15 protein-coding genes are annotated in these 15,390 nt (G+C 31.4%); 9 read left to right on the top strand and 6 right to left on the bottom strand.

Features of this window, described 5'->3' with window-relative positions; genetic code table 11:
- Positions 1-30 precede the first annotated feature (30 nt).
- Both GKZ88_RS19905 and GKZ88_RS19900 read right to left on the bottom strand, forming a co-directional pair.
- A complete protein-coding gene (locus tag GKZ88_RS19905) occupies positions 31-1,341 on the bottom strand; it encodes a phenylacetate--CoA ligase family protein (protein ID WP_155104068.1) in 1,311 nt (436 codons plus the stop codon).
- On the bottom strand, positions 1,341-2,210 hold the full coding sequence (locus GKZ88_RS19900; RefSeq protein WP_155104067.1) for a hypothetical protein: 870 nt from the start codon (positions 2,208-2,210) through the stop codon (positions 1,341-1,343). Before GKZ88_RS19900 ends, GKZ88_RS19905 begins: the two co-directional genes overlap by 1 nt.
- A 131-nt stretch (positions 2,211-2,341) precedes the next feature.
- Between GKZ88_RS19900 and purD the strand changes: the two genes are divergently transcribed.
- Positions 2,342-3,616, top strand: a complete 1,275-nt coding sequence (gene purD, locus GKZ88_RS19895; protein WP_155104066.1) for a phosphoribosylamine--glycine ligase — start codon at positions 2,342-2,344, stop codon at positions 3,614-3,616.
- A gap of 39 nt (positions 3,617-3,655) precedes the next feature.
- Here the strand turns inward: purD and GKZ88_RS19890 are convergent, their stop codons facing one another.
- Positions 3,656-3,886 (bottom strand): uracil phosphoribosyltransferase, encoded by a 231-nt coding sequence (locus GKZ88_RS19890; protein WP_155104065.1) that lies wholly within the window; start codon positions 3,884-3,886, stop codon positions 3,656-3,658.
- A gap of 133 nt (positions 3,887-4,019) precedes the next feature.
- Between GKZ88_RS19890 and GKZ88_RS19885 the strand changes: the two genes are divergently transcribed.
- Positions 4,020-4,949 carry a DUF6427 family protein gene (locus GKZ88_RS19885; protein WP_155104064.1) on the top strand — a complete coding sequence of 310 codons (930 nt, stop codon included), beginning with the start codon at positions 4,020-4,022 and terminating at the stop codon, positions 4,947-4,949.
- Here the strand turns inward: GKZ88_RS19885 and upp are convergent.
- Positions 4,944-5,597 carry a uracil phosphoribosyltransferase gene (upp, locus tag GKZ88_RS19880; RefSeq protein WP_155104063.1) on the bottom strand — a complete coding sequence of 218 codons (654 nt, stop codon included), beginning with the start codon at positions 5,595-5,597 and terminating at the stop codon, positions 4,944-4,946. The two genes, GKZ88_RS19885 and upp, sit on opposite strands and share 6 nt — an antisense overlap.
- Before the next feature lie 110 nt (positions 5,598-5,707).
- Here upp and GKZ88_RS19875 point away from each other — a divergent pair, with 110 nt between their 5' ends.
- Complete coding sequence (locus GKZ88_RS19875; RefSeq protein WP_155104062.1) at positions 5,708-6,313, top strand: DUF4254 domain-containing protein; 606 nt, start codon at positions 5,708-5,710, stop codon at positions 6,311-6,313.
- A gap of 40 nt (positions 6,314-6,353) precedes the next feature.
- Positions 6,354-7,361, top strand: coding sequence for a glycosyltransferase family 9 protein (locus GKZ88_RS19870; RefSeq protein WP_155104061.1), 1,008 nt, complete (start codon positions 6,354-6,356; stop codon positions 7,359-7,361).
- Positions 7,362-7,444: 83 nt separating this feature from the next.
- Here GKZ88_RS19870 and GKZ88_RS19865 read toward each other — a convergent pair whose 3' ends face one another.
- Complete coding sequence (locus GKZ88_RS19865) at positions 7,445-7,840, bottom strand: hypothetical protein (protein WP_155104060.1); 396 nt, start codon at positions 7,838-7,840, stop codon at positions 7,445-7,447.
- Between the two features lie 291 nt (positions 7,841-8,131).
- Positions 8,132-9,184, bottom strand: a complete 1,053-nt coding sequence (locus GKZ88_RS19860) for a ferredoxin--NADP reductase (RefSeq protein WP_155104059.1) — start codon at positions 9,182-9,184, stop codon at positions 8,132-8,134.
- Between the two features lie 125 nt (positions 9,185-9,309).
- On the opposite strand from GKZ88_RS19860, the gene GKZ88_RS19855 reads away from it, so the two are divergent.
- The 5 genes from GKZ88_RS19855 (at position 9,310) to GKZ88_RS19835 (ending at position 14,881) form a co-directional block, all read left to right on the top strand.
- Complete coding sequence (locus tag GKZ88_RS19855) at positions 9,310-10,770, top strand: DUF5687 family protein (RefSeq protein ID WP_155104058.1); 1,461 nt, start codon at positions 9,310-9,312, stop codon at positions 10,768-10,770.
- Between the two features lie 100 nt (positions 10,771-10,870).
- Positions 10,871-11,566 (top strand): ABC transporter ATP-binding protein, encoded by a 696-nt coding sequence (locus tag GKZ88_RS19850; RefSeq protein WP_155104057.1) that lies wholly within the window; start codon positions 10,871-10,873, stop codon positions 11,564-11,566.
- 88 nt (positions 11,567-11,654) lie between these two features.
- A complete protein-coding gene (locus GKZ88_RS19845; protein WP_155104056.1) occupies positions 11,655-14,264 on the top strand; it encodes a tetratricopeptide repeat protein in 2,610 nt (869 codons plus the stop codon).
- 4 nt (positions 14,265-14,268) lie between these two features.
- A complete protein-coding gene (locus GKZ88_RS19840) occupies positions 14,269-14,664 on the top strand; it encodes a polymer-forming cytoskeletal protein (protein WP_155104055.1) in 396 nt (131 codons plus the stop codon).
- Positions 14,645-14,881, top strand: a complete 237-nt coding sequence (locus GKZ88_RS19835; protein ID WP_155104054.1) for an AtpZ/AtpI family protein — start codon at positions 14,645-14,647, stop codon at positions 14,879-14,881. The genes GKZ88_RS19840 and GKZ88_RS19835 overlap by 20 nt, the downstream gene beginning before the upstream one ends.
- Positions 14,882-15,390 lie beyond the last annotated feature (509 nt).

Genomic DNA, 15,390 nt, shown 5'->3' with positions numbered 1-15,390 from the left:
AAAAAAACAAATGTAAGATTTTATTTATATTTATAAATACGATTTAAACTGTTTTAGTTTCCCGCGATTGGTTCTTTCTAAAACTGTTTTTCGAGTAAAAGTGAAATTTAAATTGGGTTCTAAATATAAATCAATAGCTTCTTTTATTTTTTGAATTTGTTCTGAAACCAGTTCTTTTTCAGCGACATATTCAATTTCGAAAGTATCAATTTTAGTTTGTTTGATGATAAATTCTTTTACGTTTCCATCATCTTCAATGATGCTTTTGGTTACGTAATAGAACGTCAAACCTGGCGATTTTTTTCCGCTTGGGAGAATTGCAACGTCATTGGTTCGACCAATTAATTTTTTTAGAATTGGTTTTTGAGGAGTGCTTTTTTCGTCTAAAATTCCAATGTCGCCAATCTCATATCTGATGAAAGGATTTGCTTTATTGAACAAAGAAGTAATGACAATTTTCCCTTCTGTTCCATGTGGAACAGGATTGTTGTTTTCGTCTAAGATTTCGATAAAAAGCGTTTCTGCATTTACCTGCCATTCGCTTTGTGGATTTTCAAAAGCAATTAAATCCAGTTCTGAAGCGCCGTATTCACTAATAATCGGAATTCCGAATTGTTTTTCTAAAAGTTTTTTATCCGATTCAAAAAGCATTTCCGAAGTAACAAAACAAGCTTTTAGTGTTGGACAGATTTCTTTTAAAATGATATTTTTCTGTTCCAAAAATTTAGCAAAAAGTACAATCGAACTTGTATAACCGTTGATGTAATCGAATTTTTTTGTTCTGAATTTTTTCAGAAATTTTTCTAAAACAGCATCTGATAAATCAAAAACAGGAAAACGAAAACGATGTGTCAGAAAATCTTTGAAACGTTCTTTTTGATAGCCAATAAAATCCATCGGAATGCCATAAAAACGCGCCTGATACGAATGATTAAAATCTATTCCAAACCAACCAAAACGCATAATATTCGATGCCCAGGTTAAAGCATGCGAATATTTATCTTTGGCAAAAACAAAAGGAGTTCCGCTTGATCCGGAAGTTTTGTTGAGGTAAATATTTTTTTTAGAATAACCTTTTGAAAGCCTTTCTTCGAGCGGTTTTTGGAGATTTTGCTTGTTTAAAATGGGTAAATTTCCCCAATTTTCGGCAGTTGTATTTCCGGCTAATTCGGCATAGAAAGAATTGTTTTTTAGATGAAAATCAACAATTTCCTTCTTTTTATTTTCAAGAAACGAAGCATATTCTTCTTCAGAAAAATGAACAATTTTGTCCAATTCGGTTTTAGCTTTCTTTATCGGAAAACCATTTAATTGGAGTGAAATATCAAAAAGACGAATCATTATATTTTTAAAACAATATTTATACTTCCAGCAGTTAATTCTTTTTCAGAATATTTTTTGAAATCTTCATGTAATTTTAGATTTCTAAATTTTTGCTCTTGCGGAGAATTTGGTTTAGGATTATCATGAGAAATATAAGCAATTTCCAAATCTAATGAATTAAAAATATCTAAATATTGAGGAAGCCTTAATCTATTATGATAATCAAATCTTGTTTGTATGCTGTCCCATTCTTTAGAGCCATACTTTAAAAAATCCTGAAGTGATAATGATTTGTCTGAATGTGCTCTATGATCACTAGGCGAAATAAAATGTACTATATAAGAACCTTTCGATAAAGAGTTCTTAAATTTTTCATGGATTTTTATTATATCTTCTGGAGTTACATGTTCTAATACAAATCTCGAAAAAACAACATCAGCTTTAGGAATTTCAGCATCTATTATATTTTGAGATGGAAAATAATGAACGTTTTCTGGTAAGGGATATTGGTTATTATTATTTACCGCTATAGTACAATTGTATGTTTTTGAAAACAGAGAATTAAAATTTAGGAGGTTTTTAGTTTGATAATGTTCATTAATATCAAAAGTATGAACCTCTTTTAATTTATATTTATGGATTAAAATGTAAGGTGATATTGGAAGCCATCCCGAACCAATTTCAATTGCAGATTTGTTTTGTAAATCTATTTTTAGGCTCGAAAAAATTGAACCTAAAATGTTAAGCGTATTTTCTGTGCTTCTTAATTTTCCTTCAATATTTTTATTTTCAGAAACATTTTGTAGTTGATGATAAATTCTAGAACCTAAAGAATCAGGAAGAATGCTTAAAGTTTTAAAAATATATGTTTTTATATAATGTTTCATGAATTAGATTTTCGTCAAAAATAATATTTACTAGCTACTAACAATAAAGAACCAACAACTTTTTAAAGATTTAATTATTTTTTACGTACAAAAGCAAGTATTTTTGCACCACAACTAAATACAACAACACCATGACAATTTTATTATTGGGATCGGGCGGAAGAGAGCATGCTTTTGCTTGGAAAATGACTCAGAGTCCACTTTGCGAAAAACTTTTTGTTGCACCAGGAAATGCAGGAACAGCGGCAATTGCTGAAAATGTTGCAATAGCTCCAACTGATTTTGAAGCCGTAAAAGCATTAGTACTTAAAGAAAATATAAGTTTAGTAGTAGTAGGACCAGAAGATCCGTTGGTAAAAGGTATTTATGATTATTTTAAAAACGACGAAAGTTTAAAACATATTCCGGTAATTGGACCATCAAAATTGGGAGCTCAATTAGAAGGAAGTAAAGAATTTGCAAAAGAATTCTTGATGAAACATAACATTCCAACGGCTGCGTACGACAGTTTTACTGCCGAAACAGTTGAAAAAGGATGTGATTTCCTTGAAACATTGCAGCCACCTTACGTTTTAAAAGCAGATGGTTTAGCAGCAGGAAAAGGTGTTTTGATTATTCAGGATCTTGAAGAAGCAAAAACGGAATTAAGAAATATGCTGGTTCATTCAAAATTTGGAGCAGCAAGTTCAAAAGTTGTTATCGAAGAATTTTTGGACGGAATCGAATTAAGCTGTTTCGTTTTAACAGACGGGAAAAGCTATAAAATTCTTCCAACAGCAAAAGATTACAAAAGAATTGGCGAAGGCGATACAGGTTTAAACACAGGCGGAATGGGAGCAGTTTCTCCAGTTCCTTATGTTGATGCTGTTTTGATGGAAAAAATCGAAACGCGTATCGTAAAACCAACAATTGAAGGTTTCCAAAAAGACGGAATCGAATATAAAGGATTTGTTTTTATTGGTTTAATCAATGTAAAAAACGAACCAATCGTTATTGAATACAACGTGAGAATGGGAGATCCGGAAACTGAAGTTGTGGTTCCGAGATTAAAATCTGATTTGGTTGAATTATTCCTTTCGGTTGCGAATCAAAAATTAGACGAATTTACTTTGGAAATTGATCCAAGAAGTGCGACTACAATTATGGTGGTTTCTGGCGGTTATCCTGAAGATTTCGAAAAAGGAAAAGTAATTACAGGTTTAGAAAATATTACAGATTCTATAGTTTTTCACGCGGGAACAAAATTAGATAACGAAAATGTCGTTAGTAATGGAGGACGTGTTTTGACAGTAACATCATATGGAGACGATTTCCAGCAGGCCATAAAAAAATCTTACCAAAACATAGATAAACTAAGCTTTGATAAGATGTATTTTAGAAAAGATATCGGATTCGATCTAATATAAAATGAATTCTCTAACCCTTTTCGGAGGGTTAGAAACTTTTTATTTTAAAAAAGAGTGAGCCGTTGTATCTTGGTTTTCTGTTCCGGCGTCATCAAAAATGCGTAATTGTTTAATCCAATAAACGATTGCACTTGCACAGATGATCATGAAAATCCAGTTAATAGTGTTTGCACCAAACCAAGTAATTGGTTCTAAATGACGTAAAAAGTCAAGTGGAGCAAATAAAATGTTAACAAATAAGTATTGAATTCCTTCGAAAAAAGCTGTCATAATTTATAAAATTATATGTTATTATTGTTTTTAACGCATTGAATCAAAATTCAAAAAGAATCTTTTTCAACTTGTTGGTTTTTCCTTTTAAACAAGTATTATATTTACAGTCACAAAAGTATAAAATATCCTTATGATAACAAGTGTTTTTAAAAAATCTACGCCATTAAATTATTCTTTGGTTGTAATTTTAATACTGGTTTTCTTTTTTCTATTTCAAATTCAGGATCCGTCTTGGTTTACAAATTATTTTTTGGGATTTCAAAAAATAAGTTTGCTGTGCTTTATTTTTGCTTCTTTTTTCTTGATTAATTTTATTGCAAAAAAGAACGGGCTCAGTAAAGACAACGGATATGCGATTTTTTTCTACTTGCTGTTCATCTTATTTTTCCCCACGATATTTAACGATCCAAATGTTATTTATGCCAACTTTTTTCTATTGCTTGCACTTCGCAGGTTAATTTCATTGCAGTCTTTGAAATCTTCAAAAGAAAAAATATTTGATGCTTCTTTTTGGATTTTAGTAGCTTCTTTATTTCAATTTTGGTGTATTCTCTTTATTATTTTAGTTTTTATATCCATTATTTTTCACGTTTCACGTGATTATAGAAACTGGGTTTTGCCATTTGTAGCATTTTTAGCGGTAGGATTAATCTTTTTATTGGTATCGCTGGTATTTCATTTTGATGCCATAGCTTTTTTTGAAAAAAGAGCCGTAACCGATTTAAGGATCGATTATTTTAAAAATAATTACGAAAACGGAGCGCTCTCAATATATGTGGCCGTTGCCTTATTTTTTGTGTTTTCAATGTTAACGACCTTGTCAAATAGACCACAGATTGTACATACTTCGTATAAGAAAATAGTAGCCTGTTTTTTTATAGCGGCTTTTGTTTTTATTATTTCACCAAATAAAAGCAATGATTTGCTGTTGTTTAGTATTACGCCTTTAACGATAATGGCGTCTAGTCACGTTGAATACATGCAGCAAAAATTAAACAATGAAATTGTGTTTTACGTTCTTATTTGCTGCAGTTTATTTACTTTTTTCTCTCAGTTATAATTTGCTTCCGTAGGCAAGATCACCGGCATCACCAAGTCCAGGAACAATATAGTTTTTCTCATTGAGCTTCTCGTCAAGAGCGGCAACCCATAAATGACAGTTGTCAGGAAGTTTTTTTTCTAAAAAGGCAACACCTTCTGGAGCAGCAATAACCACTACAATATGAAACTCGGCTGGAGTGGCATTCTGTATTAATTTTTCATGAACGGCTACTATCGACTGTCCGGTGGCCAGCATTGGGTCGAGCAATAAAACCGTTTTATTGTTGAGGTTTGAAATCGCCTGATATTCAACTAAAATTTCAAATTCATCATCATTATTTGGATGAAATCGGCAGGCCGAAACGAAGCTGTTTTCAGCATGATCAAAATAATTCAAAAAGCCGTTATGAAGCGGTAATCCGGCTCTTAAAATCGGACATAAAACAATGTCAGATGCGATTTCAGTTGTTTTTTTAATACCGAGCGGCGTTTGAATATCGATATTTTTGTACGGTAAAGCTTTACTCAGTTCATACGCCATAATTTCGCCAATTCGTTCAATATTTCGTCTAAAACGCATGCTGTCGTTCTGAATATTTACATTTCTTATTTGGCCTAAAAAATGATTCAGTACGCTGTTATTTTCAGATATATAATGAATTTTCATATGTAATTTTTAAAATTATTGATTGTTTGTAACGTAAAATGAAAAAATAATAGTTTTTTTCACACTATAAAAGTATAAAAAGTATCTTTGTGTCTCTAATAATTAAAGACATGTTTTCAAAATTAGCATATTCTGTTTTCGAACAAAGCATCAAAGATTATCATCAATTTGATAGTGTTGATCAGCCGATTAATAATCCTTTTCCAAAGGATAAATTTGAGCACTTATTATATCTTAAAAACTGGATTGACACTGTTCAATGGCATTTTGAAGATATTATTCGTGATCCACAGATTGATCCTGTTGCAGCGTTGACTTTAAAAAGAAAGATTGATGCTTCAAATCAGGAACGTACTGATATGGTTGAATATATTGACAGTTACTTTTTGCAAAAATACAGTTCTGTAAAAGCAAAAGACGGAGCAAAAATCAATTCAGAAAGTCCAGCTTGGGCATTTGACAGATTGTCTATTTTGGCTTTGAAAATTTATCACATGAACGAAGAAGCAAATCGTGCAGAGGCTTCACAAGAACACAGAGATAAATGTCAGGAAAAATTAAACATTCTTTTAGAGCAAAGAACAGATTTATCTACAGCAATTGAAGAATTATTGACAGATATTGAAAGTGGTGAAAAATTCATGAAAGTGTACAAACAAATGAAAATGTACAACGATGATGATTTGAATCCTGTTTTATATCAAAATAAAAAATAATTTGGCCGACTTGTCTACCAAAATTAAACACATAGCCGTCATGAGACTATCCGCAATGGGAGATGTCGCCATGACGGTTCCTGTTTTACGCGCTTTTGTAAAACAATATCCAGAGGTAAAACTGACGGTTATTTCACGTCCATTTTTCAAACCTTTTTTTGATGGAATTCCGAATCTTGAATTTTTTGCTTTTGATGAAAAAGAAAGACATAAAGGTTTTCTCGGACTTTTGCGATTGTTTAAAGATTTGAAACAGCTTGAAATCGATGCTTTTGCAGATCTTCATAATGTTTTAAGATCTAAAGTTGTGAGTTTGCTTTTCGCTTTAAGCGGAAAAAAAAGAGCAACAGTTGATAAAGGCCGAGAAGGGAAAAAAGAATTGACAAGAGCCGAAAATAAAATTTTCAAACAATTGCCATCCATGTTTGAGAGGCATGCAAAAGTGTTTTCAGCACTTGGTTTTCCTGTAGATTTGAATAACCCTGAATTCCCTAAAAAAGCAGTTTTAAGCGCAGAAATTACCGATTTAATAGGAGAGAGTTATCAAAAATTAATCGGAATTGCGCCTTTTGCACAATACGATTCTAAGGTTTATCCTTTAGATTTAATGCAGGAAGTAATTGTAAAATTAGCTGAAAATAAAGACCAGACAATTTTGCTTTTTGGAGGCGGAAAAAAAGAAATCGAGATTTTAGATTCTCTTGCAGCGCCTTTTAAAAATGTTATAAATGTGGCAGGAAAAATTAAATTTCAGCAGGAATTAAAATTAATAAGCAATCTGGATGTCATGCTTTCTATGGATTCTGGAAACGCACATATTGCCGCAATGCTTGGCGTAAAAGTTGTTACACTTTGGGGTGCGACACATCCTTACGCAGGATTTTTGCCATTTAATCAGAGTTTAGAAAATGCTTTGACTTCAGACCGAAATAAATATCCAAAACTGCCAACATCTGTTTATGGAAATAAAATTGTTGAAGGTTATGAAGATGCAATGAGAACGATTTCTCCAAAGAAAATAATTAATAGTATTCAGTCTCAGTTATAGTAGAAATTCCAATAACAAAAAAATCCAAATTCCAACTTTACAATTGGAATTTGGATTTTTTTATTTTGAGAACAATCTTTTCCTCATAAATTAAGAAAAAGATATCCCATCGCTTTCTTTTTGTTTCGATCAACTACAATTTCAACAAAATGATTTTCTTGTTCGGTAACAAGTAAAACGTGTTCAAAATTGTTAGCTGAATTTCTGTAAACTTTATGAATTAATTCGGATTCTTTAATTTTATTCGATAAAATCTTGGCAGCTTTTAATTCACTTACATACGGCCAAATATTAAAAAAGTGATCGTTAGCAACTGATATTTCTTTCATTTCTTCAAGCACTGAAGGATATTTTTCTTTTGAAAGAAGTTTAGGAACTTTTCTATTTCTTCTTTTTTTAATTACAAAGTAGACCACAATAAAAGAGGTTACTACAAAAAGTAAAATAAAAGTCAAACGGAGGTAGTGATGCATTGCCATAATATAGAATTTTTAAAAACGTGTTGACAATTTAATAAAGCCTTTGAAAATCGATCTGTAAGATATAGTATGATTTGGTGGCTTAAGTACACTACTAATATAGTAAATTTTAGGCACATTTCTTAAAAAATATTTAATTATTTAAACACTTTTTTAAGCATTGTTTAAAATCGAAAATTATACTTTCAAAGTTTTAAACCCTGAGAAAAGAATGAAGTTCAGATAAAAAAAATTCCAAATCCCAATAGTAAAATTGGAATTTGGAATTTTATATTTTTAGGATTTAACAGACTAAACGTCGTCGTAATCTACGTAAATAGTATCTGATGTTGGGTGCGCCTGACAAGTCAAAATTAAACCTTCTGCAATTTCGCCATCTGTTAAAATTGAATTTTTTGTCATTTCAGCCGAACCTGCTGTAACACGTCCTAAACAGCTGCTGCAAATACCGCCTTGGCAAGAATAAGGAGCATCAACGCCTTGTTTTAGAGCAGCATCAAGAATCGTTTGTTTTTTAGACATTTCGAAAGTAACTTCTTCATCGTCAACTAAAACCGTAATCTTTGTATGACCTTCTTGAGAACCCTGAATGGCATGCTCTTCAGAAGAAGACGTAAAAAGCTCAAACTTAATTGCTGAATCTTTTACATTTTTTTCTTTTAAAATATTTGAAACCGTGTTGATCATTTCTTCTGGACCGCACAAGAAAAACTTGTCAAACTGCAGTTCTTTATGTTTGTTGTTCAGCACAAAATTCACAGCTGATTTCTCAATTCTTCCAAACAAAGCATTTTCAGCTTTTGCTTGACTAAACACATAATGTATGAAAAAACGTCCTACATACTGTAATTGTAAATCATGTAATTCTTGGTGAAAAATAGTTCCTTCAGGAGTTTTATTTCCGTAAACTAATACAAATGAACTTTTTGGCTCACTTTTTAAAACCGATTTAATAATCGAAAGAACCGGTGTAATACCGCTTCCTGCAACAAACGCCGCATAATTTTTTTGTCTGTCAGCTTCTGGCTCAAAAGTAAATTTTCCTTCTGGATGTCCTACTTCAAGAACATCTCCAGCTTTTAGCTTTGTGTTGGCAAACTGAGAAAAAAGACCATTTTTCACCGCTTTAACTGCAATTCGCAATTCACCGCTTTCTGGTGCAGAACAAATAGAATAAGCACGTCTTATTTCTTGATTATCAAGTGTTAATTTTAAATTTATGTATTGTCCGGCTATAAATTTATAGTCCGATTTTAGTTCTTCAGGAACATTAAAAAGTACAGAAACGGCATCGGCAGTTTCGCGTTTTACCTCTTTAATTATAAGTTTTAAAAATGAAGGCATGATTTATTTTTTTTGCAAAAGTAGCAAACACTAAGTAATTGACGCTTACTAAAATATTTTTTTTAACTTTTTTTGTAACGTTTTCCTACATTTGGTCTCTTACTGAAAAACCAAAACCAATAATTATGATTAAAAAGTTTATTTTTCTCGAATGGAAAGCCTTTATAAGATCAGCATCGTTTAGCAAAAACCTTGCGATGAAAATCTTACTAGGATTCTTAATGATCTATTTTTCATTAATTTTTATCGGAGTGGGTGTGGGCGCTTTCTACATTCTTAAGAAAATGAATCTTGAACCTTTGCAGACAGTAAACAGGTTTTTGATTTATTATTTCATATTTGACTTAATAGTTCGTTTGATGGTGCAGTCAATTCCGGTTTTAAATATAAAGCCGTTACTGGTATTGCCTTTTAAAAAACCAACAATTGTTCATTTTTCATTGGGCAAAACTGTTTTATCATTTTTTAATTGGGTTCACGCCTTATTTTTTATTCCTTTTTCGGTTGTTTTAATCATTGAAGGATATGATATTGTCAGCATTCTTTTCTGGAATCTTGCGATGATTTCTTTTATCTATATCAATAATTTTTTAAATATTATTTTAAACAATATTGATAAATTATTTGCAGTTTTTCTGGTTCTGGCCATTGCGCTGGGAACGGCACAATATTATAAGTTATTTGATATTACCGTTTTTACAGCGCCATTTTTTCAAGGACTTTATGAAATCCCCGGATTGTCATTAATTCCTGTTTTTGTACTGGCGGGTTTATATATTTTCACCTTTAGATTTTTTAAAAACAATTTATATCTCGACGCCGGACTTTCTGTAAAAGAGGATATTGCTACAACAGAAAATCTTTCTTGGCTGAATCAATTTGGAACTTTGGGAACATTTCTTAAAAATGACATTAAACTTATTAAGAGAAATAAAAGATCAAAAACAACGATTTTTATGAGTGTTGTTTTCTTGTTTTACGGATTGATCTTTTTTGGAAACACCCATCAGCCGCCGGCGATGCAAATTTTTGCCGGAATATTTGTTTCAGGTGGATTTTTATTTGTTTTTGGTCAGTTTGTACCAAGTTGGGACAGTTCGTATTATCAATTAATGATGACACAAAATATTCCGTATCGCGGTTATATTACTTCAAAATGGTGGCTTATTGTAATTGTGACTTTTGTGTCGACAATTATTGCATCATTTTATCTTTTTTATGGATGGGAAGTTTACTTAACCATTGTTGTTGGAGCAATTTATAACATTGGTGTAAACTCACATTTGGTACTTTTAGGCGGTGCATTTACAAAAACTCCTATTGATTTAAGTAGTGCCAGCGGTGCCTTTGGCGACAAAAAAGCGTTTAATGTAAGCGCAATGCTGCTTTCGCTTCCTAAAATATTTTTGCCATTATTATTGTATTGGCTTGGACTTCGTTTTGCCGATAAAACCGTTGCATTAGCTTTGGTTGCGGGCGCTGGAGTTTTGGGTTTTATTTTTAAAGAAAAGGTTTTTTCTTTAATTGAAAAAAGATACAAAGTCGAAAAATACAGTACAATAAGTGCTTATAAACAAAAGAGTTAAATTAATTAGAGAATGTGTCAATTTGATAATTAGATAATTTTTATCTAATCGAAAAAAACAAATTAACAATTAACCAAATCAACAATTAAACATAAAAAAAATGATACAAGTAAATCAGCTTTCAAAACAATATAACAATACAACAGTTTTAAATATCAACAATCTTGAAATTCCAAAAGGACAGAGTTTTGGACTTGTAGGGAATAACGGCGCAGGAAAAACAACTTTTTTCAGTTTGCTTTTAGATCTTATTCAGCCTTCTACGGGATATATAAAAAGCAATGATATTCAGGTAAATATCAGTGAAAACTGGAAATCTTTTACAGGTTCATTTTTAGATGAAAGTTTCCTTATTGGTTATTTGACGCCTGAAGAATATTTTTATTTTATTGGTGATTTGCGTCATCAAAATAAAGCCGATATTGATGCGCTTTTAAGTAAACATGAAGAATTTTTTAATGGAGAGATTTTAAACAACAAGAAATATCTTCGCGATTTATCAAAAGGAAATCAGAAAAAAGTGGGAATTATTGCAACACTTATTGGCAATCCTCAAGTGATTATTTTAGACGAGCCTTTTGCTAATTTAGATCCTACAACTGTGAGCCGTTTGAAGAAAATTATTAAGGAATTAGCTGACGACCCGAATGTTACTATTTTAGTGTCAAGCCATGATTTACAGCATACTGTTGAAGTTTGCAATAGAATTGTGGCACTTAATAAAGGCGAAATTGTAAAAGATATTCAAACCTCTGAAGAAACCTTACAAGAACTGGAATCGTTTTTTGCTGTTTAAGTTTCTATATTTCAAAAAGAAGCGTATTTTTACAAGTCATTATACTAAAAGTGCTTTTTATAAGTTTATGCTTTAAAAATTAGTTCTATTGAAAAAGAATACTCTAAAATACTGTTTTTTTCTTGCTTTTTTATTCTTTTTGATAGGCTGTTCTACCAAGAATAATACTTTTGTGAACAGAAATTCTCATGCTTTAAGTACAAAATATAACATTTTGTATAACGGCGGAATTGGTCTTGAAAAAGGATTGAAGTCAATTCAGACGAATAATCAGGATAATTTTTGGAAAATTCTGCCAATCGAAAAAATGCAGTTTGACGAGAATTTTTCAGAAGGAGAAAAAGCAAAAAATCCAGATTTTGAGCTCGCAGAAACCAAAGCAACAAAAGCCATTCAGAAACACTCCATGAATATTGGAGGAAGAGAAAGAAATTATCAGATTGACGAAGCTTATTTGATGCTCGGAAAAGCCAGATATTATGATCAACGTTTTATTCCGGCAATTGAGGCTTTCAATTATATTCTTTATAAATACCCGAACAGCAGTAATATTTACACAGCAAAAATCTGGCGCGAAAAAACAAATATGCGTTTAGGAAATGATGCAATTGTAATTAAAAATATCAATCTTCTGTTAAAGAAAACAGACTTAGATAAACAGACTTTTTCGGATGCAAATGCATTATTGGCCGAAGCTTTTTTAAATACAGAACAAAAAGACAGTGCTGTAACCAAATTAAAAATTGCCGAAAAATTTACCAGAATTAACGAAGACAGAGCCAGATATCGTTTTATTTTAGGACAGTTATACCAGGAAGCCGGAAAAAGAGATAGTGCCGTTTACTTTTATAATGGCGTAATCGATATGAACCGCAAGGCCGATCGTAAATACATGATGCATGCTTATGCGAGAAAAGCGCAGATGTTTGATTATGAAAATGACGATCAAAACATGTTCATCGATACCTATAATAAATTGATTGATGATCGTGAAAACAGACCTTATTATGATATTCTGTTTTATGAAATGGCTGTCTTTTTTGATAAAAATAATGAGCAGAAAGATGCTTTGGAATTTTACAATCGTTCATTAGGCAGAAAATCTAAAGATCCTTATCTCGTTGCTTCGACCTATCGAAACATTGGAAATATGTATTTTAGAAATACAGATTATACAATGGCGGCAAAATATTACGACAGTACATTAGTAAAGCTGAATCCAAAAACCAGAGAGTTTGCTTTTATCGAAAAAAACAGAAAAAATTTAGATAACGTAATTAAATACGAAGGAATTGCAAAACGCAACGACAGTATTATTAAAGTATATAATTTACCAGCAGAAGAACGAAAAACGTACTTCGAAATTTATATCGCGGAACTTAAAAAGAATGACGACGCAAAACGTTTAGCAGAAGAAAAAGAAAAAGAAAAACTTGCAAATGTACAGCGAAACACAAATACAGGCAATACACAAACTGCTATAAATCCTCAAGCGCCCGGCAAAAATGATTTAACAGCAGGAGCCTTTAATCCGCCAGGATCAAATGATGTCGCAAGTACTTTTTATTTTTACAACCCAACAACGGTTGCTTACGGAAAACTGCAATTCAGAAAAATGTGGGGAAATCGTTCTATAGCAGGAAACTGGAGAATATCTTCATCAAAAACAATTGTGAATACAAGATTAAGCGATTCCTTAAACATCAATCAGGATTCTATAAATGCGTTGCAGCAAACGGTACCAGAAAAATATACAACGGCATTTTATGAAAATAAAATCCCTACAAGTCCTGTGGTTATGGACAGTATTGGCAAAGAACGAAACTTTGCGTATTATCAATTAGGACTTATTTATAAAGAAAAATTTAAAGAATACACCTTAGCCAGTGATAAGTTAGAACAATTATTACAGAATAAACCTGAAGAAAAACTGGTTTTGCCTTCGATGTATAATTTGTATAAAATCTATCAAATTACAAATCCAGCAAGAGCAGAGAGAATGAAGTCGGATATAATAGGTAATTATCCAACTTCAAGATATGCACAGATTTTAAACAATGCCAATTCTGATGATTTAGCCTCGGCTGACAAGGAATATAAAAAATGGTATAAACTTTATGAGGAAGAACATTTTGATGAAGTTTTAAACAACATTGACAACTTGATCAATCAATATGCGGGAGAAGACATTGTTTCTAAATTTGAATTGCTTAAAGCGAGTACTTTAGGAAAAGTAGAAGGTTTGGCTGTATATAAAAAGGGATTGGAAAATGTTGCCGATAATTACCCAAATAGTGAAGAAGGAAAAGAGGCACGTGAAATTTTGGAAAAACAAATTCCAACTTTAGAAAAACTAGATTTTACAGCTGTTGATGGCAAAAACTGGAAAATTTTATATCCGGTTTCGAATAATGACCTTAAAACGGTTAAAAAAATTGAGGAAGCAATTAGGGTATATATGTTGGTTGAAAATTTCGAACGACTAACAACTTCATTTGATAAATACAATAAAACAGAAAGTTTTGTAGTTATTCATGGTTTAAAATCAGAGGCGTATGCCAAAGATGTTTCAGGAGTTTTGAGAGACGATAAAAAATATAAAATCTCTAATATGCCAATAATTATTTCAAGTGATAATTATAAGGTAGTTCAAATCAAAAAAAATCTTGACACGTATTTAGCCCCAAAAACCCCATAAAATCATGTTTGAAAAAGTCAAAAAAAGCACTACAGAGAATTTAGGAAAAACCAACAGAATTGTAGAAGGAACTTCTATTATTGGAGATATTGTTTCAAAAGCTGATTTTAGACTCGATGGTGAACTGATTGGAAATTTTACTTCGCAAGGAAAACTCGTTATAGGAGCATCAGGAATTGTTAAAGGAGAAATTATTTGCCACAATGCTGATATTGAAGGAGAATTTCAAGGAAAATTAAAAGTTTTAGAAGTCCTTAATATAAAAGGAACAGCTCGCATTCATGGAGAAATTGCAGTTGGAAAACTATCCATAGAACCAGGAGCAGATTTTACAGCAACCTGTACGATGTTAAATTCTAATCCGACAATACTATTAGAAGATGGAAAAGGAACCGAATAATAAGAATAATAATAGGAGAAATAAATGGATCGCGCTTATTAATATTCCGATTCAAATGGGAGTCATTATTTTTTTATTCTCCTATTTAGGGACGTGGCTCGATGAGAATCATCCGAGCCCCAAAATTTATTACCACAAAATTCTTATCATGGTTGGAGTTGCGATAGCACTCTATAATGTTTTCCGTCAAGTTAACGAAATCAATAAAACAAAGTAATTTACCTTTTAAACCGCTTGAAATAAATGTTGCATCTTTGCAAAAAAAATATTTCAAATGCTTTTAAAAGATTACAGACCAATTCTACATTTATTTATTCTTGCCGTAGTCTCCTATATAATACATAAAGGAGTTTTATTTGTTTGTGGTGTTCAGGATCAAAATTTCCATTATACATTAGAATCGTTGTATTTTATTTTTTTTGCATTTGCAGCTGTATTATTTTTAGTATTGTTAAAGTTTAAAACAACTCATTTTGATAATATCGGAATGCTTTTTATGGGAGGCACTTTTATTCAAATGTTTTTTTTCTATTTTGTTTTACGACCAATTTTGACAGACAAGTTTCAAAACATGGCTGTTGAAAAAGTCAATTTTTTTATAACATTTATTTTATTTTTGTTATTTGAAACGCTTTTAACTATCCGATTATTAAATGAAAAGCGTTAAAATAAGGATTCTGTAAAACAAGGTTCAAAAATAATTTTTCATATCCTTTTGAATATTAA

Origin of the sequence: Flavobacterium sp. LC2016-01, assembly GCF_009711135.1 — a bacterium.
In the GTDB taxonomy this organism is placed as follows: Bacteria; Bacteroidota; Bacteroidia; order Flavobacteriales; family Flavobacteriaceae; genus Flavobacterium.
This window is presented reverse-complemented; position numbering and strand designations above follow the sequence as displayed.

Excerpts from the sequence above, each read along its gene's own strand:
- GKZ88_RS19905 (WP_155104068.1), bottom strand. The coding sequence starts at position 1,341 with ATGATTCGTCTTTTTGATATTTCACTCCAATTAAATGGTTTTCCGATA.
- GKZ88_RS19900 (WP_155104067.1), bottom strand. The coding sequence starts at position 2,210 with ATGAAACATTATATAAAAACATATATTTTTAAAACTTTAAGCATTCTT.
- purD (WP_155104066.1), top strand. The coding sequence starts at position 2,342 with ATGACAATTTTATTATTGGGATCGGGCGGAAGAGAGCATGCTTTTGCT.
- GKZ88_RS19890 (WP_155104065.1), bottom strand. The coding sequence starts at position 3,886 with ATGACAGCTTTTTTCGAAGGAATTCAATACTTATTTGTTAACATTTTA.
- GKZ88_RS19885 (WP_155104064.1), top strand. The coding sequence starts at position 4,020 with ATGATAACAAGTGTTTTTAAAAAATCTACGCCATTAAATTATTCTTTG.
- upp (WP_155104063.1), bottom strand. The coding sequence starts at position 5,597 with ATGAAAATTCATTATATATCTGAAAATAACAGCGTACTGAATCATTTT.
- GKZ88_RS19875 (WP_155104062.1), top strand. The coding sequence starts at position 5,708 with ATGTTTTCAAAATTAGCATATTCTGTTTTCGAACAAAGCATCAAAGAT.
- GKZ88_RS19870 (WP_155104061.1), top strand. The coding sequence starts at position 6,354 with ATGAGACTATCCGCAATGGGAGATGTCGCCATGACGGTTCCTGTTTTA.
- GKZ88_RS19865 (WP_155104060.1), bottom strand. The coding sequence starts at position 7,840 with ATGGCAATGCATCACTACCTCCGTTTGACTTTTATTTTACTTTTTGTA.
- GKZ88_RS19860 (WP_155104059.1), bottom strand. The coding sequence starts at position 9,184 with ATGCCTTCATTTTTAAAACTTATAATTAAAGAGGTAAAACGCGAAACT.
- GKZ88_RS19855 (WP_155104058.1), top strand. The coding sequence starts at position 9,310 with ATGATTAAAAAGTTTATTTTTCTCGAATGGAAAGCCTTTATAAGATCA.
- GKZ88_RS19850 (WP_155104057.1), top strand. The coding sequence starts at position 10,871 with ATGATACAAGTAAATCAGCTTTCAAAACAATATAACAATACAACAGTT.
- GKZ88_RS19840 (WP_155104055.1), top strand. The coding sequence starts at position 14,269 with ATGTTTGAAAAAGTCAAAAAAAGCACTACAGAGAATTTAGGAAAAACC.
- GKZ88_RS19835 (WP_155104054.1), top strand. The coding sequence starts at position 14,645 with ATGGAAAAGGAACCGAATAATAAGAATAATAATAGGAGAAATAAATGG.